We start from the raw sequence: 26,493 nt of genomic DNA, 5'->3' as shown, positions 1-26,493 counted from the left end.
CCTCCTCCATGCCATTTCACCAACTGGTATTGTTTCTTTACCACTTTGAAACGGCGCAATCAAATGATATGGATTTTTTCCATTCTGGAAATAATCAAGGGCAACTATGACAAATCTGGGCGATCTGGAAGTCTTCGCAAGCGTTGCCGCCTCCGGCAGCATGTCGCTCGCCGCCAAGGAGCTTGGCTATTCGCCCGCCGTCATTTCCAAGCGCATCAAGCGGCTGGAAGAAAAGCTCGGCGCACGACTTTTCCAGCGCACCACGCGGCAGATTTCTTTGACCGAAGCGGGACAGGGCTTTTACGAGCGAGTGCTGGCCGTACTGGAAGGGCTGGAGGAAGCGGAGGATTTCGTCTCCGGCCGCGCCAACACCGTCAACGGCACACTGAAGGTTTCCGCACCCACCTCCTTCGGGCGCATGCATATCGCGCCGCATCTGAAGACATTCATGGAGCGGCATCCGGACCTCTCGGTCCATCTGGTGCTCAGCGACGAGTTCATCGATATCATCGAGGGTGGTTACGACCTGGCTATCCGTATTGCCGATCTCAACTCCTCCAGCCTCGTCGCCCGCCGTCTGGCGCCGGTGCGCCGCGTGCTCTGCGCCTCGGCGGACTATGTGGCGGCCCACGGCATGCCGGCGACAATCGAGGATCTGAAGAAACACCGCTGCCTGCCGGCGCACAATAACGACGTGTGGCGACTGGAGGGGCCGGGCGGTGCGCTCAGCATCCGGCCGGAGGGAATGCTGGTCACCAATTCGAGCGAAGTGATCCGCGAGGCGGTGATATCAGGACTTGGCATTGCGCTGCGTTCCACCTGGGATATCGGCCATGAATTGCGCAGCGGGAAGCTGGTACAAGTGCTGCCCGGTTATGAGGGATCGCGCAATGTCACGCTGTCGGCGGTTTATCCGAGCCGGCAGTTCCTACCCGCGAAGGTGCGGCTGTTCATCGATTATCTGGCCGGGCTTTATGGGCCTTCACCCTACTGGGAACAAGGCTAAGGCGGCGAGGCCGTATCAGCACCACCTCTCCTCCCTCACGCCTGTGCTCGTCACAGGGATCCACCCAGCCCAAGTCCTTGGGCTGAAAGGATTCTCTCCGCCGCGCAGACGCGCGTTGGCTGGATTCCTGTGACGGGCACAGTAATGAGGGAGACTGGGTTGCCCCTTAATGCCCGCCCTCTGCATGGGACCGGCGGATGCGGCGCACGACCCACCACACGCCAAGCACGGCGAAGGGAACGGAGATACCGGTGACCACGGCCGGATCAACCGGAAGCACATCATGGCTGATCGCCTTGGTGAGATAACCGATGAGGCCGACGACATAATAGGAGATGGCAGCGACCGAGAGGCCTTCGACCGTCTGCTGCAGGCGAAGCTGCATGGCGGCGCGCTTGTTCATGGTGTTGAGCAACACCGTGTTCTGCCGCTCCAGTTCCACATCGATCCAGCTTCGAACCAGAGCCGTGGCGCGATAGAGCTTGCGCGACAGGTTGGCCTGCCGCTCCTCCACCGACTGGCAGGTGCGCATGGCGGGCGCCATGCGCCGTTCCAGAAAGCTGCCCATGGTCTCATGGCCCTGCACCGGCGTTTCCGCCAGCGCCCGGATGCGTTCGCGCACGATGCCGTCATAGGCGCGGCTGGCGCCGAAACGATAGAGGCTGAGCGCGGCATTGGCTTCGAGTTCCGCCGCAAGCCGGGTCATCTCCGCCAGCAGCGCATCGGCCTCGTCGCGCGCACCGTTTTTCATGCGCTGGGTGATGCCGGTCAGACCATCCTCGATGCGGCGGATTTCCGGCGACAGCGTCTGCGCCATCGGCAGGCCCAGCATGGCGAGCGTGCGGTAGGTCTCGATATCCAGCAGCCGCTGCACCAGCGCGCCGCGGCTGTAATCGGTGAGGCCCCGGTCGATCACCAATATCTGCGTCAGCCCATCGCGATCCTGGCGGAAATCGGTGAGGATAGCGGCCTGCCCGTCGCGCACATCGCTGTGACAGAGGCTGGTCGGTTCGAACATCGCTTCCGCCTGGGAGGTGACACCGTTCTCAGGACGGATTTCCAGCCGCACGCCCGAGATTAGCGAGCCGGGTGGCGAAAAGCCGTCGCCGAAGGGATCGCCCGCGATTTCGCCGCCAAATTTTTCCGGTGCGGGGCCATCCCAGAACCAGGTCGAGAACTCGGTATGCCGCTCCCAGCGAAGCGTCCCCTGCCCCCAGGGCATTGCATGGTGGCGGGCATCTCGTTCCGGTGGTGCGACACCACGGCTGCGCGACATTTCCGCGATGACCGAGTGATGCACGGCCGAGCCGCCATCCATCATGAAGGCGAGCTGGATGATGATGCGCGATGGGGCAAGCAGCACGGTCGGCCGCGCATGCACCTCACCCAGAGCCAGCGACCTTTCCGGCGCGCTTGCGAATGCAAATCTACCCTTGGCCATTGCGATATCGTCCCCGCTTCTTGTCCCGGATTTCTAAGCCATCGATCACAATGAAAACACCGCAATCGAAGCCGATGTAATTGTTTTGATCCATCTGGCGGAAAAATCCGCCATCATCACCCTGTCCAGCTGCTGCTTTAACAAAAGCCAGTTTCAAAAGGCAGATGCCGTGTTGCCGCAGGCATGACACGGCCAGGCGGAGAACTGGATAGAATATTTGACCAGTGCGACGCTTCGCTGGTACTTTGCCCGGCATCAAATACGGGGCGGCATCTCGCCGGAGACTTCTGCGATGGACGAAACGCTTTTTGCGCGCATCGAGCACAGCCGCACATCGCAGGAGGTCGTGCTGCGGTTCGAGGAACTGATCCTCGACGGCATCTTGCGGGATGGCGACCGGCTGCCGGGCGAACGGGAACTGGCGCAGAAGCTCGATGTCTCGCGCCCGATCCTGCGGGAAGCACTGAAAGAGCTTGAGACCCGCGGCCTTCTCGTGAGCAGGCATGGCGGCGGCACCTATGTCGCCGATATCGTCGGCGCGGTCTTTTCAGACCCGTTGAGCGCACTGATTACCCGCCACAGCCGGGCGACGCGGGATTTCCTCGAATATCGCCGTTATATCGAAGGCATGACCGCCGAACTTGCCGCACAGCGGGCGACAGAGCCGGACCGGCGCAACCTTGCCGCCATCGTCGACAGGATGCGTGAGGCGCATGAGGCGGGCCGCTTCGAAGAGGAGCTTTCGGGCGATGTGGAGTTTCACAATGCCATTGGTGAGGCAGCGCATAATATCGTGCTGATGCACACGCTACGCTCCTGCTACCGGCTTCTGAGCGACGACATTTTTTACAATCGCCATCTCATCTTCACCGTCGCAGGCGCCCATGACGAGGTGTTGAGGCAGCATATCGCCATCCACGACGCCATCGCCGCCGGCGATCCGGCAGCGGCAAGAGCGGCGGCGGAGGCCCATATCGACTTCATCGTCGAGACGACATCCAAGGCGCATCAGGCGCAGGAATGGGACCGGATTTCCCGTTTGCGACAGCAGCAGCGCAGCGGCTGAAAACACCATCTTGCGAAATGCGCCATCCATTTTATTCGATTTTTGATGGAACCTTTTGTGCTCTTCGGTCTTTTTATCGGGTTAATTGGAAAAATTTACCAAGATGGGACCCATGACAACCACGAGCGAAACTGAACGCTATCCGCGGATAGCTCTCATATCGACGCATGGCTATGTCGCCGCGCATCCGCCACTGGGCGCGGCCGATACCGGGGGGCAGGTGGTTTATGTGCTTGAGCTTGCACGCAAACTCGGCCAGCTCGGTTACACCGTCGATCTTTATACCCGCCGCTTCGAAGACCAGCCGGAATTCGACGAGGTTGACGAGCGCGTCCGTGTGGTGCGCATTCCCTGCGGCGGACGCGATTTCATTCCCAAGGAATATCTGCACCGGCACCTGATGGAATGGTGCGAAAACGCGTTGCGTTTCATCAAGAAGAACGACCTGAATTATTCTTTCATCAACAGCCATTACTGGGATGCCGGCGTGGCCGGGCAGCGGCTCTCCGAAGCGCTGAAAGTCCCGCATCTGCACACGCCGCATTCGCTCGGCATCTGGAAGAAGCGCCAGATGGAGACCGACTATCCGGAAAAGGCCGATACGTTCGAACTGGAATTCAACTTCAGGGAACGCATTCAGCACGAGCTTATCATCTATCGCAGCTGCGACATGGTGATCGCCACGACGCCGGTGCAGCTCGACGTGCTGATTGAGGATTACGGGCAAAAACGCAAGCACATCCACATGATCCCGCCGGGTTATGACGACAACCGTTTCTTCCCGGTTTCGGATGCGACACGGCAGATGATCCGGCAGCGTTTCGGCTTCGAGGGAAAGACGGTTCTGGCCCTTGGGCGGCTTGCCACCAACAAGGGTTATGATCTGCTGATCGACGGCTTCTCCGTTCTTGCGGAGCGCGAACCGGAAGCCCGTCTGCATCTCGCCGTTGGCGGTGAGAATATGGACGAACAGGAAACCACGATCCTCAACCAGCTGAAGGAGCGGGTGAAAGCGCTCGGTCTGGAAGACAAGGTGGCCTTTTCCGGTTATGTCGCGGATGAAGACCTGCCGGATATCTATCGCGCTGCCGATCTTTTCGTGCTTTCCAGTCGCTATGAGCCGTTCGGCATGACCGCGATCGAGGCGATGGCGAGCGGCACGCCAACTGTCGTCACCATCCATGGCGGGTTGTTCCGGGCCGTGAGCTATGGCCGCCATGCGCTGTTTGCCGATCCTTTCGACAAGGAAGACCTCGGCATCACCATGATGAAACCGTTCAAGCACGAGCGGCTTTACGGGCGGCTTTCCCGCATGGGGGCACACAAGGCGCGCAGCCTGTTCACCTGGACCGGCATTGCCCAGCAGTTGCTCGCCCTTGTGGAAGGCAGGACCATGATGCCGGTTCTGGAAGAAGCCGACTGGGCCGAACCATGGAATGACGGCGATTGAAACCGCTTCGTCTTTTTTCCACCGATCTCGACGGAACCGTTGTCGGCGACAATGACGCCACTCGGCGGTTTCGCGATTTCTGGCACTCATTGCCGGAGGCGCAACGTCCCCTCCTCGTTTTCAACAGCGGCAGGCTGATCGACGACCAGCTTGCCCTCCTGGAAGAGGTGCCGCTGCCGCAGCCGGACTACATCATCGGCGGCGTCGGCACGATGCTGCACGCCAAAAAGCGAAGCGAACTGGAAAGCGCCTACACACAGTCCCTCGGCACCGGTTTCGACCCGCGGAAGATTACCGAGGTCATGGCCGGAATTCCCGGTGTGACGATGCAGGAGGAGCGTTACCAGCACGGCTTGAAATCGAGCTGGTTCCTGCATGACGCCGATGACGCCGCGCTCGGGGAGATCGAAGCAGCGCTTGTAGCGGCTGATATCGACGCCCGTCTCGTCTACTCCAGCGATCGCGACCTCGACATCTTGCCGAAAGCCGCGGACAAGGGCGCAGCGCTCACATGGTTATGTGGACAATTACGCATCGGCCTCGACGAATCAGCGGTTGCGGGCGATACTGGCAATGATCGGGCGATGTTCGAGTTGAAGAATATTCGCGGCGTGATCGTCGGCAATGCCCTGCCGGAGCTTGTCTCGCTGGCGCATCAGGATACGCGCTTTTTTCACGCGGCTGCGAGAGAAGCGGACGGTGTGGTCGAGGGCCTCCGGCACTGGGGGATGGCCCCGGATTAAAGCAGCCCCGGCCACAATTCATAGCGGCTTTGCATTCTGAATGGCTTGAAGGCAGGCAGAGAGAGTATTACCGCATCGGCTGTACGGTCGGGGAACCGCCCGGTCAGAACTTTGTTCGCAAATCTACCACATCCCCTGCGCCCAAAGGCTTCATCAGCATGAAGACAGTAGTGGGTTATGGGTAAAGGGGGATTGGCGGAATCTGCGGCATCTCTATATTAGCAATTATCACTACCCGGCAAAGAGGATTTATTCGGATTGAAGATTTTGAATCGATTGGCGACAGATGTTGGCTTGATGTTGCGCAGACCGCCGCGACAGCAATATGCGGCGCTGTGCTATCGATTGTCGAAAAAAAATCCGGGGCCGGAAGTCTTGCTGCTGACCAGCAGGGATACGGGCCGATGGGTCATTCCCAAGGGCTGGCCGATGGCCAACAAGAAGGCCCATGCGGTGGCCGAGCAGGAAGCCTATGAGGAAGCCGGTGTCAAAGGCACGGTGGAAAAGGCGCCCTTCGGTTATTACGACTACGAGAAAAAGCTGAACAGCGGCGTCAACGTGCCATGCAGGGTGCAGGTGCATCTGCTCGAAGTTTCGGAAATGCAGGAAAGCTTTCCCGAGAAGGAATCGAGACGTTTGGAATGGGTCAGTCCGCAAGAAGCTGGCAAGCGCGTCAACGAGCCGGAACTGAAGGCGCTTATGCTCGCTTTCGACAAGCGGATGGCGCATTCGAAATAGCGCGCCCGCCCCTGATGTGGCAATGTGCAGTTTGTTTTTCCAACATGGCTTTTATCGTCTTTCCTTTTGGAAAGATGTGCGAGATGTAACAGTCTTTCTGTAAATTGCCTTCAACCTGCGACGCTGCCGGACGAAAGGGAATGCTGGCAAACGAGGTGTGAATGGCAACGAAGCCGCCATCAAACATGAAGCCGACGCTCGACAAGGATCTCGACAAGTTCACCCGTGTCGAAGAGGCGACGCTGCACGTCACGCAGCAGCTTGCCGGCCTTGGCGCGGGGTTCATGTTCGTTGTCCTCGCGGCGGTCTTCGCGGGCGCTTTCGTCACGGGCACTGCGGGTGCCGTCATCATCATCGCCGCCGTCGCCATCGGCGCTTATATGGCCATCAATATCGGCGCGAATGACGTGACGAACAATGTCGGCCCGGCGGTCGGCGCCAAGGCCATGCCGCTTGCCGTTGCGCTCATCGTCGCCGCCATCTGTGAGATCGCCGGGGCATTGATCACCGGCGGCAATGTCGTGGAGACCATTTCCAGCGGCATCATCAACGTCGAGACCATCCCCGACAGGACCGCCTTTTCCTGGGCGATGCTGTCGGCGCTTCTCGCCGCCGGCCTTCTCGTCAATATCTCGACCTGGACAAGAGCGCCGATCTCCACCACCCATACGGTGGTCGGCGGGGTTGCGGGCGCCGGAATGGCCGCCTATGGGGCGAAAGCGGTCGACTGGCTTTCGCTCGGCAGCATCGCCTTCGCATGGGTACTCGCACCCTTCATCAGCGCCTTCATCGCCGTCGCCATCCTTGCTTTCATCAAGGAATTCATCATTTACCGCGAAGACAAGATCGGCTCGGCCCGGCTGTGGGTTCCGGTTCTCATCGGCCTGATGGCGGGCGTCTTCATGGCCTATCTCATCTGGGTCGGATTGCGGCAGCTCATGCATGTGTCGCTTGGCCATGCCAGCCTCATAGGGCTGGTGACCGGGCTTGTGGCGTGGCGGCTTTGTGTGCCGATCATCCACAAACAATCGGAAGGGCTGGAGAACCGCAACCAGTCGCTTCGAATCCTGTTCCAATGGCCGCTCGTTCTCGCCGCCGCCTTGATGTCCTTCGCGCATGGGGCAAATGACGTTTCGAACGCCATCGGCCCTGTCGTGGCCATCGTGCGCGCCCTGCATGATGAGGCGGTGAGCACCTCCGCCCGCGCACCGCTGTGGGTGATGCTGGTCGGCGCCTTCGGGCTTTCCTGCGGTATTCTTCTTTATGGCCCGCGTCTCATCCGCCTCGTCGGTGAACAGATCACCAAGCTCAATCCGATGCGCGCGTTTTGCGTTTCCGTGGCCACGGCGCTCACCGTCCTCGTTGCCTCGCGCTTCGGCCTGCCGGTCAGCACCACCCACACCGCCATCGGCGCGGTGTTCGGCGTTGGCTTCTTCCGTGAATGGTATACGCAATCGTCACGGCGGCGGCAGGAGCTCGTTCAGGCGGGAGCCGGCCAGACAATCCGCCGCGCCCAAAAATATGCCGACAATCCCTCCGAGGTGCGCCGCCGTTATCTTGTCCGGCGCTCCCACTTCATGACGATCATCGCCGCCTGGCTGGTCACCGTTCCCTTAAGTGCAACGCTTGCAGCGCTGCTCTATTGGCTCATGTCCTTCCTCTTTCTCTAAAACCGAAAAATCCCATGCGCGCTAATTTCCGGATGCAACGCCTGTATATCGAAGCCAATCTTGCCGAAGGCGTCGCGCAGGAGGCAACAACCGAACAGTTCAACTATCTCGCCAATGTGCTGCGCATGACCGACGGTGCGGAAATCCTGCTGTTCAACGGGCGTGACGGCGAATGGAAAACGAGACTTTCCTTTCCGAGCCGCAAGAAGATCGTTCTCGTGCCCCTCGAGCAGACACGTCCGCAGCCGGATGCACCTGACCTGCATTATCTTTTCGCACCGCTGAAAGTCGGGCGCATGGATTATGTGGTGCAGAAGGCGGTGGAAATGGGCGCCGGCCTGTTGCAACCGGTGATGACGCAGCATGTTCAGGGCAAGATTCACAACACCGAAAAACTGCGCGCCAACGCCATCGAGGCCGCCGAGCAGTGCGGCATACTGTCCCTGCCCGACGTGGCCGAACCTGTGAAACTGAAGGACATGCTCGAGTCCTGGCCTCACGACCGGCGCATCATCTATTGCGACGAAGGCGATGCGGGGCAAAATCCGTTGCCCATCCTGCAATCCGTCACGGAACGCAAAATTGCCCTGCTGGTCGGCCCGGAAGGCGGATTTTCCGAAGAGGAGCGGGAGCTTCTGCGCGGCCTTTCCTTCGTTACCCCCATTCCGCTCGGGCCGCGAATCCTGAGGGCCGATACGGCCGCCGTCGCCGCACTTGCAGTCATTCAGGCTGTTATCGGCGACTGGAACTGAGAGGCACCATTGCGCTTCATGCATCTTTAAAAGAAATTCATTTGCCTCCGGATACGATCCGGCCCTATCTGCCAATCATATGCCTCGCCGCAACAGAGACGTCATAACAAGGTAAGCCATGGCACGCGACACGACCGACCAGACACCCCTCTCCTCCGTCACGGAGCTTACAGATTATCTGGCAGGCGGTTGCAAAGCTGAAGCCGATTTCCGCATCGGCACCGAACACGAAAAATTCGCGTTTTTCCGCAAGGATAACAGTCCCGTTCCCTATTTCGGCGAAGCCAGCATTTCGGCCCTTTTGAAGGGCATGCAGGAAAAGCTCGGCTGGGAGCCGATCATGGACGGCGAGAACATCATCGGCCTTGGCGAACAGCACGGCATGGGGGCCATCTCCATCGAGCCGGGCGGCCAGTTCGAACTGTCAGGCGCGCCGCTCGAGAACCTGCATCAGACCTGCAAGGAATCCAACCAGCATCTGGCGACCGTGCGCGAAGTGGCCGAGCCGATGGGCATTCGTTTCCTCGGCATCGGCGGCAGCCCGTTGTGGAGCTATGACGAAACCCCGCATATGCCGAAATCGCGTTACGCGATTATGACGCGCTATATGCCGAAGGTCGGGACCAAGGGTCTCGACATGATGTACCGCACCTGCACCATTCAGGTTAATCTCGATTTCTCCTCCGAAGCTGACATGCGCCAGAAGATGCGTGTTTCCATGAAGCTGCAGTCGCTGGCAACCGCGCTCTTTGCCTCTTCGCCCTTCACCGAAGGCAAGCCGAACGGTCTGCTCTCCTGGCGCGGCGATATCTGGCGCGACACCGACAATCGCCGCTCGGGCGTGCTGCCCTTCACCTTCAAAGATGACTTCGGCTTCAAGGACTATGTGGAATGGGCGCTTGATGTGCCGATGTATTTCATCGTGCGCGACGGCAAATATCACGATTGCACCCATGTCACCTTCCGTCAGTTCATGAATGGCGCGCTAAAGGGCGAAATCGCCGAGTGGCAGCCGACAATGGGCGACTGGACGAACCATCTTTCCACCCTGTTCCCGGATGTGCGCCTGAAGCGCTTCCTCGAAATGCGCGGTGCGGATGGCGGCCCGTGGAGGCGCATCTGCGCCCTGCCGGCGTTCTGGGTCGGACTTCTCTATGATCAGGAAGCGCTTGATGCTGCCGATGCACTGACGGCCGGCTGGAGTTTCGATGAGGTCATTGCGCTACGCGACGCCGTACCGGCTAAGGGTCTGGCCGCAGAGATCGCCGGCAAGCCACTCCTCGGCATCGCCCGTGAGGTGCTCGACATTTCCCGCACCGGCCTGAAAAACCGCAAACGCCTGAATGGCGAAGGCCAGGATGAGACCGTGTTCCTGTCCTCGCTGGATGAGGTTCTGGCCAAGAAGACCACCCTCGCCGAAGACCTGCTTGCGCTTTATAATGGCCGCTGGGGCGGTTCGGTGCTGCCGGTCTTCGAGGAATATCAATATTGAGGCATTGGCACTAAAGCTGCACCGCCATTAAAAAAGCCCGGCGCGGCCGAGGGGCCTGACACCGGGCAAAGGCAGGGCTATTGGCAAATCACCCTGCGGGGAAAACTTTTCAGCTCGGAGCAACTCCGGCAGCTGGAGGTCTGCCGGAGTTGCGCGAACAAAACTTAGAGCGCCTCAAACCGCGTGACCGAGCGTAGCTGTGCGGCCCGGGTCAGATGGGCGGTCGGGTCCTCGAAAAGGCCGGTATTGAGCGCATTCGTCACATCCGATCGCACCAGACCGACATCCGCAAGCAGGCGGTCGTCGAGTTCCGTCAGCTCATTGGCGCAGATACGGTTATAGATGCGCTGCAGAAAGGTTTTCACGGTCGAAGCAACACCGACAACGAGGCGACGAAGCGCATCGCTTTCCCTGCCGGTTGCGAGTTCCAGTTCCATTCTCCGTTCTGCCGTGCGCATGACACTTATCCTTCCGTAACGGCACGATGCGGCACCGCTCCCGGCGCACCACGCGCGAGAAGCTGCCTCGGGTTAAGGGCTCGACATCTCGTCGGCCCGGGGTTGATATTGATTTGCTTGGTGTCAAAATGTCGCAAGACTATTGATCAGTCCAACGAATGTTTCTAATGTGAGACATCAATCATTCTGATGGATGACCATCCATGTCCGCACCTCTCGACATAGACCAGCTGCACACCTTCATCGCCATCGTTGATACGGGCAGCTTCACCAAGGCCGCAGATCGCGTCTTCAAGACGCAATCCGCCGTCTCCATGCAGATGCGCCGGCTTGAGGAACGCATCGGCAAACAGCTTTTCGCCAAGGACGGGCGCGGCAACCGCCTGACGGCGGAGGGCGAAAAGCTGATGAATTACGCCCGCCGCATCATCCGCCTTAATAACGAGGCAATCGCCGCCTTCGACGACAACAGGCTGGAAGGGACGCTGCGCATCGGCACACCTGATGACTATGCCGACCGCTACATGCCTGAGATCATCGGGCGTTTTGCCAAGACTCACCCCAATGTCGAGCTCTATATCGTCTGCGAACCCTCGGTCAGCCTGGCCGAAAAAATGGCGCGCGGGGAACTGGATATTGCCCTCGTCACCCATAATCCACGCGCGCGCTCTTCGGATGTGGTGCGCACTGAACCGCTCTGCTGGGTGGCCTCCGCCAACCATCCGCTGAAGGATGACGCGCCGGTGCCGCTCGCCGTGGGCCGGCGCGACTGCCACTGGCGTCAGCTCGCCTGTTCGGCCCTCGATGCCGATGGGCGGGATTATCAGGTACTGTTTACCAGCTGGTCTTCCACCGTGGTCGCCGCCGCCGTGCTGGCGGGCATGGCCGTCTCGGTACTGCCGGAATCGGCGCTGCGCACCGGCATGAAGGTTCTGACCGCCGCCGATGGTTTCCCGCCGCTGCCGCCGGTGCAGATCGGCCTGATGAAACGCCCCGGTCTCTCGCCTTCGCTGGTGAATGCCATTACCGACCACATCACCGCCTGCCTCGACAATATCTCGCCGATGAGCGTTGCCGACGAGATGGACAATGATGTGAAGACCTACCCCAAGATGCCGCGCCTGCGCGCCGGGCATATGCTGCCGGGGTGGTGAGGGGATAGTGGGTATGGCAAAGGCCGGACATGTCCGGCCTTCCTCTTTTCGAGCTATCGTGCCCGTAGCGTCGCGACCGCCAGCAACGTATCGCCGCTGATACCCACCGAGCCGCTGCCATTGAACAGGGTCATGATGGGATCGGCGACGTTCTGCTGATTGTCGTACATGATGGTGAAACGGGCGATCAGCTTCTTGACCTTATCCGGGTCCTGAAAATCCTTGATGTCGAAATATTTCTTCATCATCGCCACCTGGGTATCGACGCCGGCATTACCGAGTTCATCGGGAATGCCAAAGGTAGTCTTGATGAAGTTCTGGATCGCGGTATCGGCAAGGATCGAATAATAGGATGTCGTCCCGGCCGCCATGCGCTTGAAATAGAGCGCCAGTCGCACGCCGGCGTTTTCTTCGCCCGCCTGCGTTTCCAGCGTCTGGGTCAGATAATTGTCGAGCGTTTCATAAAGTCCGCGCCGGGTCTGGATCAGGCTGCGGTCTTCATGAAGGAGCTTGCCGTCCGTGTCGAAATTGAAGGCGGTGACGAGGCGGCGGAAGACCGGATCCATCTCCTTGTTGACGTAGCTGTCCTTGTCATCAAGATTTGACGTGAATATCTTCTGCAGCTGTTCTTTCGTCACGCTCGTGGGGTCAATGCCGAGCGATTCCATCGCGAATTTGGTCAGGCGGTCATTGGCCAGGAATTCACTGAGCGTCTTGATCTTCTGCATTTCGCCCGAGAAATATTTCGCCTCGGCCGTGGCGGCCTCCTTGTCCTTAGCTGTACCGAAAGCCGATTTCTTCTTGATGTAGTCGGCCGACATGGTCTGCAGCTCGATTTCCGACTGCGCGAGAATGGGTGCACCGACCGAACCGTCCTTGGTGAAGTTGAAGAGTTCGGCAAGCTTCACATACCGATCATCCTTCAGCGTATAAACGTAGCTCTTCTTGTCCTGCAGGTCGCTGGTCAGCACCCTCTGGATATCGGAGATGTTCACCTTGGCGGGATCGAGGCCGACAGCCTTCAGCGCATAGGTATAGACCGCATTGGTTCCGAGGAAATCATTGACGCTTGTGACCTTGCCAATGCTGCTCTTGAACAGCGTGAGCGCCTTTTCGTCAGCTGCCTCGTCCGCATCATTGTAATGGGTCATGTAACCGCTGGTGGTCGTCGCGGTCTGTGTCGTCGTCTGCGGCGTCGTGCCGGCCGCGAGCGTACCGTCGGGCAGGAAATTGAACGCGTTTTTCAGGGCGAGGTAACGCTTGTCGTTCTTGCCCATGGTCGCGATGTAATTGTTCGGATCGCTGAGATCGCTTGTGAGGATGTTCTTGATCGTTGCCGGCACGATGGTCAGGTCGTTCAGGTCGAAGGCCGTTCTGATGTAATTGACAAGCCGCGCATCCGACATCAGTTCCTCTACTGTCGTGATGGAACCAATCTTCGATTCGAAGTAATCGCGGTTCAGCGTCGCGACGGTCGGCGTCACACGCGCTGCGCTGCCGATATAGGAGTCCGTGATGGCTTTCAGATTGTCCGCCGTCTGTGCCCCGCCAGCAGTTACCGTGCCGTCATTCTTGAACTCGAAGGCGTTAGCGATCTGCGCCATCTTGTTATATTGGGTGACGGTGTTCGACAGCGTCGTCTGTTCCGCCTTGATCGCCGCAAGCTTCGCCTCCCACTCATCCTTCGGTGGCAAAACGGCCTCAAGCTGGGTCAGCTGGTCCTGGCGGGTCACCTTTTCCGACTCGAGCTTCGTGCGCTCTTCGTTTGTCAGACCCGTGCCCGCAAGTTCGGTATCGATGGCCGTAATCCGGGTGGTGACCTGCGCATGCAGTTCGATATTACCCTTCATCGTCAGTTTTTCGACCGCGTCATTATAGGCCGCGCCGTATTTCTGGTTGATGTAGCTATTGGGATCGTTGACGTCGCTCGTCATCAATCCCTTGATATGGGCATAAGAATAGGTCTTCTCATCGACGCCGAAGACCTGGAAGATATAGGCGCGGGTGCGGTCGTTGCGCAGCAGCTGGTCGGCATTCGTCACCGTGCCGATGATTGCCTTGTAATAACGTGTCTCTTCCGCAAGGCTGCTGTTCAGATTGGTGATCGACGTATCATAAAGCCCGATCATCTTGTCGAGCTGTGCGTCTGTCTGCACGGTCTTTGTCGAAGAGCTGAAATTAAAGGCGGCGGCAAATTCCCGATAACGCTCGTCGGTCAGCTTGTTGGCGAAGCTGTTCTGGTCGTTCAGGTCGCTGTCGAGCACCTTTTTCATGAAGGCCTTGGCATAGGTCATCTCGCCCAGACCGAAGGCATCCATGGCATAGGAATAAAGCTGGTAGTTATCGAGGAATTCATCGACGCTTTTCACATTGCCGATGTTTTCCTTGTAATATTTCGTCTGCCGCTCCACGAGCCCCTGCTGCGACACGCGCGAGATGCTTGCCTTCATATCGCGGTTGATGAGGTCGTAGCTGAGATAAGTCGATACCATCCGTATGCCCCCTGGAGCACAGCGCATCCCCTCGGGGACACCAAAAGCTCCGGTTTTGAACCACCCATCGCGCGCCCATCCGGACGCACGGCAAGCCTTGGCATGACTATGCATGACGCGCCTTGCCCGTAGCTTGAAAGAGCACAATTCCGATCGGGATAAAAACCGCATTGTCTCGATCTGCTTTACCTAAGCGAAACCATGCCACAGTGTGTTTTGCTAACCATTTGGGAATGCAAAGTTTTCTTAACCGCGATTTTTAAGCAGTCTCGAACATGCGGCGGATATTCTCCCGACATCAGAGGACGAAAAGTCCCGATGAGAAGACCGGAAACCGGCTCTCAGGTAAAACAAGGGTAGAATAAACATGACCAAGACCGTTCTGAAGCCCGACTGGGCCGTCGCCACTCTCAGACTCGACCCGGCACGTTTTCCGCAACAGGTCACCTATGGAAAAGGCAATGGCGCGACCGATGTCGCCGTCACTCTCGATGAACGGGGCGCCGTTCTGCGAAAGGTTCTGTCCTCTTCCGGCCTGCCTCTGTCCTTCGCCCTGCCTGCCCGCGCTTTCAAGGGTGTTGCCGCCCGCGCCATCGACCATGGCGACGGACAGGTGACGGTGACCCTGGAACTGCACCATGACGATCCGGATCTCTGCGTTCCGCTTCTCGTCGCTCACGATCTCTGCGATATCGCCGCCGACTGGCGCAGCTGGTCTGAAGCCTACCGCATTCCCATGCTGATGGTGGAAGCCGATGGCGTTGCCCGTCCGCTGGAAGAACATCTCGGCAAGGTGCGCACCCAGAATACCCGTCCGCGCCGCCGCCATTCCTATTTCGCGGAACGCCGTCCCCGCTTCCTCGTTCGCCGCTCCACCGGTTCGCTCGGCATGAGCATGAAGATCGAGGGCAAGGAAATCATCGCCCGCAGCTGATAATCTTCAGCCAGACAAATCAAAAAGCCCGGCGCGGATGACGCGACCGGGCTTTTTCCATTCCGTATTTTCACGGCTTACGCCAGCAGGAGCGGCAGGATCAGGCCTGCGAAAATCAGCACGCCGACGCGGTTGTTGGATTTGAACAGCACGAGGCACTGGTCCACGTCATCGATATCGAGCACCCAGACCTGGCGGAACAGCATGAGCGCGGCAGCGGCAAGGCCGCTATAGGCAATGATGTTAACGCCCGCCATCCAGAACGACAGGAACATCATGGCAAGGGCTGTGCCATAAAGGAAAACCAGCCAGCGATGTGTGTTCTCGCCAAACAGCAGGGCGGTCGAACCGATGCCCACCGCGGTGTCATCTTCCTTATCCTGATGGGCGTAGATTGTATCATAACCGATCGTCCAGGCGATGGAGCCGACATAAAGCAGGACAGCCGGCCAGGCGAGCGATCCGAACTGTCCCGCCCAGCCCATCAGCGCGCCCCAGGAAAAGGCAAGGCCGAGGAAAAATTGCGGCCAGTTGGTGAAACGCTTGGCGAAGGGATAGATCGCCACGAAGACCAGCGAGAATATGCCGGTCGCGATTGCGAAACTGTTGAACTGCAAAAGCACGACGAGCCCGGCAAGTGCCTGCAGGACGATGAAGATCTTGGCCTGCATCCGGCTCACGCGGCCGGAAGGCAGCGGCCGCGAACGGGTGCGCGCCACAGCCATGTCGATCTTGTGGTCGGCCAGATCATTATAGGTGCAGCCCGCACCGCGCATCGCCACCGACCCGATGAAGAACAGCGCCAGATGCCAGATCAGTGTCGCCCAGGAAAAGCCGCCGCTTGCCACCGCCACATTGGCCGCAAGGGCCGCGGACCAGAAACACGGCCACATCAACAATTGCCAGCCGATGGGGCGATCCCATCGTGCAAGCTGCGCATAGGGCCAGAGGGACCTCGGCAAAATCCGATAGACCCAGTTGTTGGATGGCGCGTCGGAAACGCGGTCTGACAAATCGCTGTGGTGAACCATAGGGATGGTTCTACAGCATCGGCGGGAAAATCGGAATGGATTTCAAAGTGCAAAGATGCGCGGTTCTTGGCGGATTGCAACACGCCACCGGCAAAGCGAAAACCTCACCGACGTCATCCTCGGGCTTGACCCGAGAATCCACAACCCGTTGAAATCAATGGATCCTCGGGTCAAGCCCGAGGATGGCGTCGAACGCGGATTGGCAGAAACATCAAGGCCCGCAACGGTTTCCTGCGGGCCATCAACCTCAGACATTCGGTTTCTTGTCTCAGGGCAGCGAAAAATTGAATTTATAGCTTGCCTGAACACCGACGATGAACTGGTTTTTCGAGCCGCGCTCGCGCACCAGCGAGCTATCGGCGGCATCACCGGTCAGGCGGCGATATTCCGCAAACGACCCGACTTCGGCGTTCTCGGTGACCTTCCAGGTGATGGCGGCGCCGATGCCGGCGGAATGCAGGCCGCCGCCCGGGCTATAGGGCGATGGCGCACCGGCGGCCGTCTGTGCGGCACTGACGCCGTAATAACGCTCATTGTACTTGCTGCTCACCCACGTGGCGCGCGGGCCGGCGGAAATCTGGATACCGGGGGCGATATCGGTGAAGGCATCGACGGCAACATCGCCGACCACGCCGCTATGGCTGCGGATACCCTGACGGACTTCGCCGCGAACGCGCAGCCAGTCGGTCGGATAAGCCTCGGCGAAACCACCAAGCTCGCCGCCGCGCTTGATGCGGGTCATGCCCTTGAGATCGGCGGAATCGCCCTCGTCACGCGGGGAAACCAGCTTGCCGGCCAGACCCATGCTGATCGGGCCATTGTCCAGAAGCGAAATCGAGGCGCTGTCGTTGCGCGAGGTAAAACGCGCGCCCTGCCCCTGACGGCCAAGCGAAATGATGGGCGAAAAGCCGAATTCATTCTTGTTGTCGCCCTGATATTTCGGCGCGGTGAAACCCGCACCACCGAGCTTCAGATACCAGTCGCCCGAAAACCAGCCTTCCGCATGGGCATTGCCCACGGCAAAAAGCGACAGGACACAGGCGGCGGCGGCCGCTGATGGCTTGAACATGAAAGAACCCCAGAAACGCAATACAGACAAGGTGCCCGTAGAATTAGAGGGATTGTCTTTCCATTTCATTAACCAGAGCGGGAAAGCAAACCGGCGGCTACTTCCCGTCATTCCGGCCCTGAGCCGGAATCCAGCCGACGCGCGTCTGCGCGGCGGGAGGACTCTTTTCAGCCCAAGGATTTGGGCTGGCTGGATGCCGGATCAGGTCCGGCATGACGGAGAAATACCTTAGAACGTCACCTTCTCGAGTGGCGCACGGGTCTTCTCGAACTCCAGCAGCTTCGCCTCGTTCTGCGCAATGTAGTCGCGATTATGCGGAACGGCATCGCGGTCCTTGGCGAGCTGGATCTGGAAGATATGGAAATTTTCGTGGGTAAAGGCCATTTCCGACCCCGCCAGATAAAATTCCCACATGCGGAAGAAACGTTCGTCGTAAAGCGCTATCGCTTCCGCCTTGCGCGCCACGAAACGCTCACGCCAATGCCTGAGCGTATGCGCATAATGCATGGGCAGGATTTCGATATCCTTCACCAGCAGCCCGGATTTCTGGATCGACGGCAGCACCTCGGCAAGCGAGGGTATGTACCCACCGGGGAAAATATATTTTTCGATGAAGGGATTGGTCGCCAGTGCAGGGCTGGGCTGGCCGATGGAATGCAGCACCATCACGCCCCTGTCGTCCAGCACCTCCGCCACCTTGTCGAAATAATCGCGATAATGCGTCGGCCCGACATGTTCGAACATGCCGACGGAAACGATGCGGTCATATTTCTTCGAGGCCGGCAGATAGCGGTAATCCTGCAATTCGAAGCGGACATTACCGGCAAGGCCCCGTTTTGCCGCACGATCGCGGGAAACGCGCAGCTGTTCCTCGCTGAGCGTGATGCCGGTCACGTCGGCACCGGCGCTTTCCGCGATATACATCGCCATGCCGCCCCAGCCGGAGCCGATTTCCAGCACGCTCTGGCCCGGCTCGGTCATCAGCTTGGCCGCTATATGCCGTTTCTTGGCGACCTGCGCCTCATAAAGGCTGATGCCGGGCGGATTGAAATAGGCGCAGGAATATTGCCAGTCCTCATCAAGGAAGAGATCGAACAGCTTGGCGCTCAGGTCATAATGATGGGCGACATTGCTCTTGTTGTGATTGACCGGCAGATGCATCTTGATGCGGGCGGCGATGATGCGCGCCATGCCGCGCCAGACCATGCCGAAGGACAGCGCCTCGCTCAGCGTGTTGCCTTTGACCAGTGCGAGGAAATCGTAGATGTCGCCTTCTGCGACCTTCGCCCGGCCCTCCATGTACATTTCAGCGAGCTTCAGCGCCGGATCGGCGGCTATCTCCTGCATGGCGGCTTCATCGGTGAAGTTCAGAACCACCTTTTTTCCCGTGCCGTTGCCGAAAGTGCGGCTGCCGCCCGGGCTGTTGACGGTGAGATCACCGATCTTGATTATCTTTTCGAGAAGAACATGCAGAGACGACGCCATGGCACCCCCAATTGCTAAGTCTCACTTATCAATTTTGCAGACCGTATTCCTTTCGGCACAAGTTTCAAGATAGTCTTATTTCAAAAAAATTGAACGATTTCATCAAGGAAAAAGCCCCGCCGGGGTATACGGCGAGGCTTTTTGGTAAAAAATCATTTCAACCCAGGGTCAGCGCCGCTTCATGGCTTCAGCCAGCGCGGCGGCAAGCGCACCACCAGTTTGCGACCCCTCGTTGCGCTCTTTCGGTTTTGATGTCGCGTGGCGCATGGCGCTGGCGTTGCCCTTTTCACGCATCGGCTGCGGCGCTGCCTCGCCGCCATCCTTACGCATGGTGAGGCCGATGCGCTTGCGCTTCACATCCACTTCCACGACTCGCACCTTGACGACGTCGCCCGCCTTGACGACCTCATGCGGGTCTTTCACGAAACGATCGGCAAGCTGCGAGACATGCACCAGTCCGTCCTGATGCACGCCGATATCCACGAAGGCGCCAAAGGCGGCGACATTGGTGACCGTACCCTCCAGCAACATGCCCGGCTTCAGATCGGTGATCTCGTCCACACCTTCGGCAAAGGTCGCGGTCTTGAAGCTCGGGCGCGGGTCGCGGCCGGGCTTTTCCAGTTCGGCGATGATGTCTTTTACGGTGGGCAGACCGAATTGCTCGTCGATGAACGTCTTCGGATCAAGCGCCTTCAGCGCGGCGCTGTCGCCCATCAGCGAACGCAGATCGCGGCCGCAGGCGGCAACGATCTTTTTCGCCACGCCATAGGCCTCCGGGTGAACCGAGGAAGCATCCAGCGGCTCCTTGCCGTTCGGGATGCGCAGGAAGCCCGCGCATTGCTCGAAGGTGCGCTGGCCGAGGCGCGGCACCTTCAGCAATTCCTTGCGGCTGGCAAACGGCCCGGTCTGGTCGCGATGGGCGACGATGGCATCGGCAATCGAACTGCCGAGACCGGAGACCCGTGCCAGAAGCGGCGACGAGGCCGTGTTGAGATCGACGCCGACGGCGTTCACCGCATCTTCCACCACAGCATCGAGTGAGCGGCTGAGACGGCCCTGATCGACATCATGCTGGTACTGGCCGACACCGATGGATTTTGGCTCGATCTTCACCAGTTCCGCCAGCGGATCCTGAAGACGGCGGGCGATGGAAACGGCGCCGCGCAACGAAACGTCGAGATTGGGGAACTCCGCTGCCGCACGTTCCGACGCGGAATAAACGGATGCGCCCGCTTCCGAGACGATGACCTTGGTGGGCTTTGCACCGGAAGCGGAAGCCGGCATCTGCGCCAGAAGATCGGCCACCAGCTTTTCCGTCTCGCGGCTGCCCGTGCCGTTGCCGATGGCGATCAGCTCGACATTGTGTTTGCGAATGAGCAAAGCGAGTTCCGCCTGCGTACCGCGCACATCGTTCTTCGGCGGAAAGGGATAGACCGTCGTGGTGTCGAGCAGCTTGCCGGTACCATCCACGATCGCAACCTTCACGCCGGTACGGATGCCGGGATCAAGCCCCATGGTGGCGCGGGAGCCGGCGGGGGCTGCCAGCAGCAGGTCCTTCAGATTGCGGGCGAAGACATTGATCGCCTCTTCTTCCGCCCGCTCGCGCAACTCGCGCATCAGATCGAGCGACAGCGACATGGAAAGCTTCACCCGCCAGGTCCAGCCAGCGACCTCCATCAGCCATTGATCGGCAGGCCCCGCATTGCGGATATCGAAGGCGGCGGCGATGGAGCGCTGCGCGGGCTTTACCGGTGAGGGATCATCCGCATCGACATCGATCGTCAGCGTCAGAATTTCTTCGTTCCAGCCGCGCAGCATGGCCAGCGCGCGGTGGCCGGGCACCGTCGCCCAGCGCTCGAAATGATCGAAATAATCGGAGAATTTTTCGCCCGTCGCCTGTTTGCCGTCCACGACCTTGGCGCGGAAGGTGGCGTTCTGGCGCATGTAATCACGCAGGCGGCCGAGCAGATCGGCATTTTCCGTCATGGTTTCAGCCACGATGTCGCGCGCGCCCTCAAGCGCCGCCTTCACATCGGCCACTTCGCCCTGCACATAAGCTTCCGCCAATTTCGCCGGATCGGCAGCGCGGTTTTCCCAGATGGCTTCCGCAAGCGGGCCGAGACCGCGTTCACGGGCGATTTCCGCGCGGGTGCGGCGCTTCGGCTTATAGGGCAGGTAGAGGTCTTCCAGCTCCGCCTTGGTCCCGGCCTGCATGATCTTGACCATCAGCTCGTCGGTCATCTTGCCCTGACCGGTGATGGAATCGACGATGGAGGCGCGGCGCGCATTGAGTTCGCGCAGATAGACGAGACGTTCCGAAAGCGTGCGCAGTTGGGTGTCATCAAGCCCTCCGGTCACTTCCTTGCGGTAACGGGCGATGAAGGGAACGGTCGCGCCCTCGTCCAGCAAGGCCACCGCCGCCTTCACCTGATCGGGGCGGGCGTTGATTTCGGAGGCGATGAGCGTGGTGAGGCGGGCATTATCTGCGGTCATGAGGTTCTCTGATGTCACATCTGGAGCGGCGAACATAATGTCTGATTGTGGCGTGACAACAAGAGGCGGGAACGATTCCACAGGAAAGGCTGACTTCAAGGGAAAGACGGGCATTTGCGGCGCTTTCTCCTTGACCTTTCGCCCCCCTGCCCTTAACGCCCCTGACACAAGGTTACTGGCGAATTTGCAGGGGTATTGACCATGAAAGTTCTGTTGATCGGTTCCGGCGGACGCGAACATGCGCTGGCGTGGAAAATCGCCCAGTCTCCCTTGCTTGAAGAATTTTATGCCGCCCCCGGCAATCCCGGCATCGCCGACCACGCGACACTCGTTTCGCTTGATGTGGAAGACCATGCGGCCGTCATCGCCTTTACGAAAGAAAAGGCAATCGACTTCGTTGTCGTCGGCCCGGAAGCGCCGCTGGTTGCGGGTCTGGCGGATGATCTGCGTGCCGCCGGCATCGCCACCTTCGGACCGTCGAAAGCGGCGGCCCAGCTTGAAGGCTCCAAGGGCTTCACCAAGGATCTCTGTGCGCGCTACGATATTCCGACCGGCGCTTACCAGCGTTTCAAGACCGCCGAACCGGCCAAGGACTATGTTCGTGCACAGGGTGCGCCGATCGTCATCAAGGCGGACGGACTTGCCGCCGGCAAGGGCGTAACCGTGGCTATGACGGAAGCGGAAGCGCTTACCGCGATCGACGACTGTTTCGACGGCGCTTTCGGTGCAGCTGGCGCCGAAGTGGTGGTGGAGGCCTTCCTCGACGGCGAAGAAGCCAGCTTCTTCTGCCTTTCCGACGGCAAGACCGCGCTGGCGCTCGCCACCGCGCAGGATCACAAGCGTGTCGGCGATGGCGATACCGGCCCGAATACCGGCGGCATGGGCGCCTATTCTCCCGCCCCCGTCATGACACCGGCCATGGTGGAGCGCACTATGAAGGAAATCATCGAGCCGACGATCTCGGGCATGGCCAAGGATGGTAATCCCTTCTCCGGCGTGTTCTTCGCCGGCCTGATGATTACCGCCAAGGGCCCGGAACTCATCGAATATAACGTCCGTTTCGGCGATCCCGAATGCCAGGTGCTGATGATGCGCCTGAAAAGCGATCTGCTGCCGATCCTCTACGCCACCGCCACCGGCACGCTGGACAAGGTTGAGGCGGAATGGCGCGACGACGCAGCGCTGACTGTCGTTCTTGCCTCGAAGGGTTATCCCGGCGCTTACGACAAGAATACGCCGATCGCCCATATTCCCGAGGCGAGCGAAGAGGCGAAGGTCTTCCACGCCGGAACCGCACTGAAGGACGGCGGTCTGGTGGCGACGGGTGGACGCGTGCTGAACGTCACCGCCCTTGGAAAGACGGTGACGGAAGCGCAGGCCCGAGCCTATGCGCTGGCGGACAAGGTGGAATGGGAAAACGGCTTTTGCCGCCGCGATATCGGCTGGCAGGCTGTCGCGCGCGAAAAGGCCTGATCCTTAAGGAAAACGGGGTTGGGAGCGAATATTTCGTTCAATTTTTACCAAGTTTGCTGACCCGATGGAAACGAAACATCGGTAATACTTGCCGGAATATTGAATGGCGCACTGTGCCTCGATCACGAGGCCGCGCCGTCATTTCGGGGGTTTTCGATGCATCGTCTTTTTCTGACAGCTGTTATCGCGCTGACCGGCGGGTCGGCGATGGCATCTTCGATCGAATATATAAACGGCGTGCACGTGGCCAATGGCAGCTTCGTTCGCCGCGATTGCGCGGGTTGCCAGCCCGTGAAGGGCAAAGCCGTAACGCAGGGTTATGCGGTTCCCTCCATTGAGCCTGGCACGCAGCACACGGAAATGCGCGAAGTCGACGGCAAGCGCACCCTGGTGCGCACCGAAGCCTGGCTTGGCGGTGCGCCCGTCACCTTCGTCAGCACCAATCCCGCATGGATGACGGAAACCTCCAGCACCGCCATCGCGACCTATGACGAGTCGGAACCCGCGGCACATCCGGTTGAGACGGTTTCGACACCGGCCGGCATCGACGTGACGACGACCACGGCAGCCGTCAAGGAACTTTCCACCGAAAATGCAGCCGAGCCTGCCAGCGCCTCGGTGATCGGCGCGCCCCAGTTCCCGGATTTCAAATTGCGCGGCAACTGACCGGCCGAAGACGTTTTTGATGACGAACGTCAAATAATCGCGTCATCGCTGTATTCCCGAAATGACGCTGCAACCATGCGGGGAATGTTGCTTTCTCCGCCGCGTATTCTGCCTATAAGGCCTGATAAAGCCTTCGCTAATTAAATATTTATTCAAATTTTTAGCCGCTAAGTGGGTTTATAGTGCGATGCAGCACAGGATGAGGCCACGGCGGGGACACGCGCTTTTCTGGCCTTTTATCGCGCATCATGCGCCTCTCCCTTCTCTGAAACATCGGTACCGCGCGGCATTTTCAGGCGCGCGATTCCAAACGCTTGTGAGCGCCCATGAAGAACCTTTCCATTTCCCGTCAACTGATCGTTCTCGTGGTGGCCCTGATGGCCGCCTTCGCCGTGGCGACGTTTTACCAGCTGAAATCCGCCACCGATGCTATCTATGAGGAACGCTACGGCATGCTGCGGACGCAGGTGCAATCGGCGATCTCCATCCTGCAATCCTTCCACGACAAGGAAAAGGCCGGAACGCTTTCGCGCGACGAGGCCATGAAGCAGGCTTACGCGACTGTCAGCGCCATGCGCTTCACTCCCGACGGCTATCTCTTCGGTTACGACTACGACGTGACGATGAAGTTCCACCCCGATGCCAAGCGCGTCGGCGAAAGCTTCAAGGGCAAGCCTGACAGCAAGGGTTTCGCCTATCGTGACGAATTGGTGCGGCTTGGCCGCAATGGCGGCGGCCAAACGGATTTCTACGGCCCGAAGCCCGGTATGGAAGGCAATGATTACGCCAAGAGCTCCTATGCCCTTGCCTTTGAGCCCTGGCAGGTGGTGGTCGTGACCGGCGTTTACATCGATGATCTGAACGCGCAGGTTCGCGGCGATGTGATGAAGGCGCTGTCGATCGGCGCGCTGATCTTCGTGCTGGCGCTTGCCGCCGCTTTCTACGTCATCCGTGGCATTTCGAAGCCGCTCGGCGACATCCACCGCGCGCTTGGCGAAGTGGCCAATGAGAACGTCTCGCTTGCCATTCCCCATACCGGCCTCACCAACGAAGTGGGCATGATGGCGAAGGCCACCGCCTCGCTTCAGGACAAGGTGCGCGAGCGCCACGCCATGCAGCGCCGTGAGGAAGAACAGCAGCGGCAGCTCAATGCCGAGCGCCAGAACAATCTCGACATGCAGCGTGACGAGGCCGAATTGCAGGCACGCGTCGTCGCCACCATCGGCGAGTCCCTGGAGAAGCTCGCTGGCGGCGATCTGACCGTGCGTTGCGGCGATCTTGGCAGCCGTTACGCGGCGCTGCGCGACAATTTCAACGAGGCGCTGACCCATCTCGATGCCGCCATGGCCAAGGTGAACTCCAAGAGCATCGATATTGGCGGCTCCAAGGAAGAAATCCGCAAGGCTTCAAACGAGCTTTCACAGCGTACCGAACGGCAGGCCGCCAATCTGGAAGAAACCTCCGCAGCGCTCGACGAGCTGACCGTTGCGGTGCGCCAGACGGCGGAAGGGGCGGCCGACGCTGCCAAGCGCGTCACCACCGTCAGCTCCGAAGCCATGCGCAGCGACCGGGTGGTGGAAGAAGCGATTACCGCGATGAGCGGTATCGAGCAGTCCTCCGACCAGATTTCGAACATCATCGGCGTGATCGACGACATCGCCTTCCAGACCAACCTTCTGGCGCTGAATGCCGGTGTTGAAGCGGCGCGTGCCGGTGAGGCTGGCAAGGGCTTTGCCGTGGTGGCGCAGGAAGTGCGCGAACTGGCGCAAAAATCCGCCGCCGCCGCCAAGGAGATCAAGGACCAGATCGCCCGCTCTTCCGCCCAGGTGGAAAATGGCGTGCGGCTTGTCGGCGAGGCCGGCGATGCCCTGAAGCGCATCTCGGACCAGATCAAATCCGCCAACGAGATCGTCAGCAAGATTGCCCATTCGGCTGCCGAACAGGATACGACGCTGCGATCGATCTCTTCCTCGCTCAACCAGCTCGATGTTGCCACCCAGCACAATGCCGCCATGGCGGAAGAAACCACGGCTTCGGCGGAAGCGCTGGCGGTGGATACCGAAGAGCTGCTGAACCTCATCCGCGGCTTCCGCGTCTCCTCCGGCCATCAGCTTCATGGCATGGCGCACGAGATGCGCATGGCGGGGTGACCACGAACGGTCTCATGCGATTGAAACAAAAATGCCGGGCACAGACCCGGCATTTTTGCGTGCTCTCCAACATGTTCCCCACACATTCGGCGTCATCCTCGGGCTCGACCCACCCACATCTTCAGCGGGGAATGGATCTCGCCTCAAGGGCGAGAATGACGGAGGAGAGTATCAGCACGTTCGGAAATGAGCCATGCCGTGTCTGCGTGGCCTCGTCTCAACGAGAAAGCGCATCCAGCCGGTCAATATCGGCAGGTGAAAATACGGCAATACCGGCCTTTTCGAGCAGCGCCGCCGTCACACCATTGCCCGCATGTTTAACGCCAGAAAACGAACCATCGTAAATCGCAAGCGACCCGCATGACGGGCTGCCGTCGATCAGAAGCGCGTGGGTGCAACCATTGGCCCTGGCGAAGGCGAGCGCCTTTTCCGCACCGGCGATGAACTCAGCCGTGACATCGCCGCCGGTTACTTCCAGCACACGGGCGCGGCCTTCCAGCACATCGAGACCGGAGGCCCCTTTCTCGATTTCCGCCGGCGGGCGCGGCACGGGCATGCCGCCCGCCATTTCCGGACAGATTGTCACCAGCCTGCCCTCGCTCTGCCAGCGCTCGATTGCCGGGTGAGAGAAGGGTTTGCCTTTGCCGTCATAGCGTACGGGTTGGCCGAGGAGGCAGGCACTGATGAGAATCTTGGGAGGCGTGTGGGTCAATGGTAGGTCATCCTGCGA

22 protein-coding genes are annotated in these 26,493 nt (G+C 59.6%); 13 read left to right on the top strand and 9 right to left on the bottom strand.

The window, feature by feature from the left end; all coding sequences use genetic code 11:
- The first annotated feature begins 106 nt into the window (after positions 1 to 106).
- The gene (locus tag QRN60_RS02715) at positions 107 to 1,006 is read left to right on the top strand and encodes a LysR family transcriptional regulator (protein WP_003503202.1); all 900 of its coding nucleotides are present in this window, start codon (positions 107 to 109) and stop codon (positions 1,004 to 1,006) included.
- Between the two features lie 166 nt (positions 1,007 to 1,172).
- Here QRN60_RS02715 and QRN60_RS02710 read toward each other — a convergent pair whose 3' ends face one another.
- Both QRN60_RS02710 and QRN60_RS02705 read right to left on the bottom strand, forming a co-directional pair.
- A complete protein-coding gene (locus QRN60_RS02710; protein WP_003503204.1) occupies positions 1,173 to 2,447 on the bottom strand; it encodes a DUF3422 family protein in 1,275 nt (424 codons plus the stop codon).
- Positions 2,434 to 2,703, bottom strand: a complete 270-nt coding sequence (locus QRN60_RS02705) for a hypothetical protein (RefSeq protein ID WP_080865866.1) — start codon at positions 2,701 to 2,703, stop codon at positions 2,434 to 2,436. Before QRN60_RS02705 ends, QRN60_RS02710 begins: the two co-directional genes overlap by 14 nt.
- A 36-nt stretch (positions 2,704 to 2,739) precedes the next feature.
- Here QRN60_RS02705 and QRN60_RS02700 point away from each other — a divergent pair, with 36 nt between their 5' ends.
- From QRN60_RS02700 to QRN60_RS02670, 7 genes are all read left to right on the top strand, one after another.
- Complete coding sequence (locus QRN60_RS02700) at positions 2,740 to 3,513, top strand: FadR/GntR family transcriptional regulator (RefSeq protein ID WP_020010510.1); 774 nt, start codon at positions 2,740 to 2,742, stop codon at positions 3,511 to 3,513.
- 103 nt (positions 3,514 to 3,616) lie between these two features.
- Complete coding sequence (locus tag QRN60_RS02695; RefSeq protein ID WP_162690364.1) at positions 3,617 to 4,963, top strand: glycosyltransferase family 4 protein; 1,347 nt, start codon at positions 3,617 to 3,619, stop codon at positions 4,961 to 4,963.
- Positions 4,960 to 5,706 carry an HAD family hydrolase gene (locus tag QRN60_RS02690; RefSeq protein ID WP_129564594.1) on the top strand — a complete coding sequence of 249 codons (747 nt, stop codon included), beginning with the start codon at positions 4,960 to 4,962 and terminating at the stop codon, positions 5,704 to 5,706. The genes QRN60_RS02695 and QRN60_RS02690 overlap by 4 nt, the downstream gene beginning before the upstream one ends.
- 297 nt (positions 5,707 to 6,003) lie before the next feature.
- On the top strand, positions 6,004 to 6,444 hold the full coding sequence (locus QRN60_RS02685; RefSeq protein WP_035212549.1) for an NUDIX hydrolase: 441 nt from the start codon (positions 6,004 to 6,006) through the stop codon (positions 6,442 to 6,444).
- 161 nt (positions 6,445 to 6,605) lie between these two features.
- Complete coding sequence (locus QRN60_RS02680) at positions 6,606 to 8,114, top strand: inorganic phosphate transporter (RefSeq protein WP_060726040.1); 1,509 nt, start codon at positions 6,606 to 6,608, stop codon at positions 8,112 to 8,114.
- 14 nt (positions 8,115 to 8,128) lie between these two features.
- Positions 8,129 to 8,866, top strand: a complete 738-nt coding sequence (locus QRN60_RS02675; protein WP_165000558.1) for a 16S rRNA (uracil(1498)-N(3))-methyltransferase — start codon at positions 8,129 to 8,131, stop codon at positions 8,864 to 8,866.
- A gap of 118 nt (positions 8,867 to 8,984) precedes the next feature.
- Complete coding sequence (locus tag QRN60_RS02670; RefSeq protein ID WP_080865855.1) at positions 8,985 to 10,358, top strand: glutamate--cysteine ligase; 1,374 nt, start codon at positions 8,985 to 8,987, stop codon at positions 10,356 to 10,358.
- A 164-nt stretch (positions 10,359 to 10,522) separates the two neighbouring features.
- Here the strand turns inward: QRN60_RS02670 and QRN60_RS02665 are convergent, their stop codons facing one another.
- Positions 10,523 to 10,816: a YjiS-like domain-containing protein gene (locus QRN60_RS02665; protein WP_035212551.1), complete on the bottom strand. Its 294-nt coding sequence runs from the start codon at positions 10,814 to 10,816 to the stop codon at positions 10,523 to 10,525.
- Positions 10,817 to 11,019: 203 nt separating this feature from the next.
- Between QRN60_RS02665 and QRN60_RS02660 the strand changes: the two genes are divergently transcribed.
- Positions 11,020 to 11,970 carry a LysR substrate-binding domain-containing protein gene (locus tag QRN60_RS02660; RefSeq protein ID WP_020010502.1) on the top strand — a complete coding sequence of 317 codons (951 nt, stop codon included), beginning with the start codon at positions 11,020 to 11,022 and terminating at the stop codon, positions 11,968 to 11,970.
- A gap of 53 nt (positions 11,971 to 12,023) precedes the next feature.
- Here the strand turns inward: QRN60_RS02660 and QRN60_RS02655 are convergent, their stop codons facing one another.
- Positions 12,024 to 14,462, bottom strand: a complete 2,439-nt coding sequence (locus QRN60_RS02655; RefSeq protein WP_129564595.1) for a DUF1217 domain-containing protein — start codon at positions 14,460 to 14,462, stop codon at positions 12,024 to 12,026.
- Positions 14,463 to 14,829: 367 nt separating this feature from the next.
- Between QRN60_RS02655 and QRN60_RS02650 the strand changes: the two genes are divergently transcribed.
- Complete coding sequence (locus QRN60_RS02650) at positions 14,830 to 15,396, top strand: DUF6101 family protein (RefSeq protein WP_003503226.1); 567 nt, start codon at positions 14,830 to 14,832, stop codon at positions 15,394 to 15,396.
- Positions 15,397 to 15,473: 77 nt separating this feature from the next.
- Here QRN60_RS02650 and ubiA read toward each other — a convergent pair whose 3' ends face one another.
- The 4 genes from ubiA to QRN60_RS02630 all read right to left on the bottom strand — a co-directional run bounded on the left by ubiA (position 15,474) and on the right by QRN60_RS02630 (position 21,474).
- Complete coding sequence (gene ubiA / locus QRN60_RS02645) at positions 15,474 to 16,427, bottom strand: 4-hydroxybenzoate octaprenyltransferase (protein WP_112592073.1); 954 nt, start codon at positions 16,425 to 16,427, stop codon at positions 15,474 to 15,476.
- Between the two features lie 268 nt (positions 16,428 to 16,695).
- Positions 16,696 to 17,496 (bottom strand): MipA/OmpV family protein, encoded by an 801-nt coding sequence (locus QRN60_RS02640; protein WP_129564596.1) that lies wholly within the window; start codon positions 17,494 to 17,496, stop codon positions 16,696 to 16,698.
- A 228-nt stretch (positions 17,497 to 17,724) separates the two neighbouring features.
- On the bottom strand, positions 17,725 to 18,981 hold the full coding sequence (locus tag QRN60_RS02635) for a cyclopropane fatty acid synthase (protein WP_060722936.1): 1,257 nt from the start codon (positions 18,979 to 18,981) through the stop codon (positions 17,725 to 17,727).
- Between the two features lie 168 nt (positions 18,982 to 19,149).
- Complete coding sequence (locus QRN60_RS02630) at positions 19,150 to 21,474, bottom strand: Tex family protein (RefSeq protein WP_129564597.1); 2,325 nt, start codon at positions 21,472 to 21,474, stop codon at positions 19,150 to 19,152.
- A gap of 201 nt (positions 21,475 to 21,675) precedes the next feature.
- Between QRN60_RS02630 and purD the strand changes: the two genes are divergently transcribed.
- The 3 genes from purD to QRN60_RS02615 all read left to right on the top strand — a co-directional run bounded on the left by purD (position 21,676) and on the right by QRN60_RS02615 (position 25,763).
- Positions 21,676 to 22,947 carry a phosphoribosylamine--glycine ligase gene (purD, locus tag QRN60_RS02625; protein ID WP_129564598.1) on the top strand — a complete coding sequence of 424 codons (1,272 nt, stop codon included), beginning with the start codon at positions 21,676 to 21,678 and terminating at the stop codon, positions 22,945 to 22,947.
- Between the two features lie 156 nt (positions 22,948 to 23,103).
- Positions 23,104 to 23,613, top strand: a complete 510-nt coding sequence (locus QRN60_RS02620; RefSeq protein ID WP_003503240.1) for a plant virulence effector HPE1-like domain-containing protein — start codon at positions 23,104 to 23,106, stop codon at positions 23,611 to 23,613.
- A 326-nt stretch (positions 23,614 to 23,939) separates the two neighbouring features.
- Entirely contained in the window at positions 23,940 to 25,763 is a 1,824-nt protein-coding gene (locus QRN60_RS02615; RefSeq protein WP_003503241.1) for a methyl-accepting chemotaxis protein, read from the top strand.
- Between the two features lie 217 nt (positions 25,764 to 25,980).
- Here QRN60_RS02615 and QRN60_RS02610 read toward each other — a convergent pair whose 3' ends face one another.
- On the bottom strand, positions 25,981 to 26,475 hold the full coding sequence (locus QRN60_RS02610; protein ID WP_003503242.1) for a 2-thiouracil desulfurase family protein: 495 nt from the start codon (positions 26,473 to 26,475) through the stop codon (positions 25,981 to 25,983).
- Positions 26,476 to 26,493 lie beyond the last annotated feature (18 nt).

Origin of the sequence: Agrobacterium sp. CFBP2214 (genome assembly GCF_030209895.1) — a bacterium.
Classification (GTDB): domain Bacteria; phylum Pseudomonadota; class Alphaproteobacteria; order Rhizobiales; family Rhizobiaceae; genus Agrobacterium; species Agrobacterium radiobacter.
This window is presented reverse-complemented; position numbering and strand designations above follow the sequence as displayed.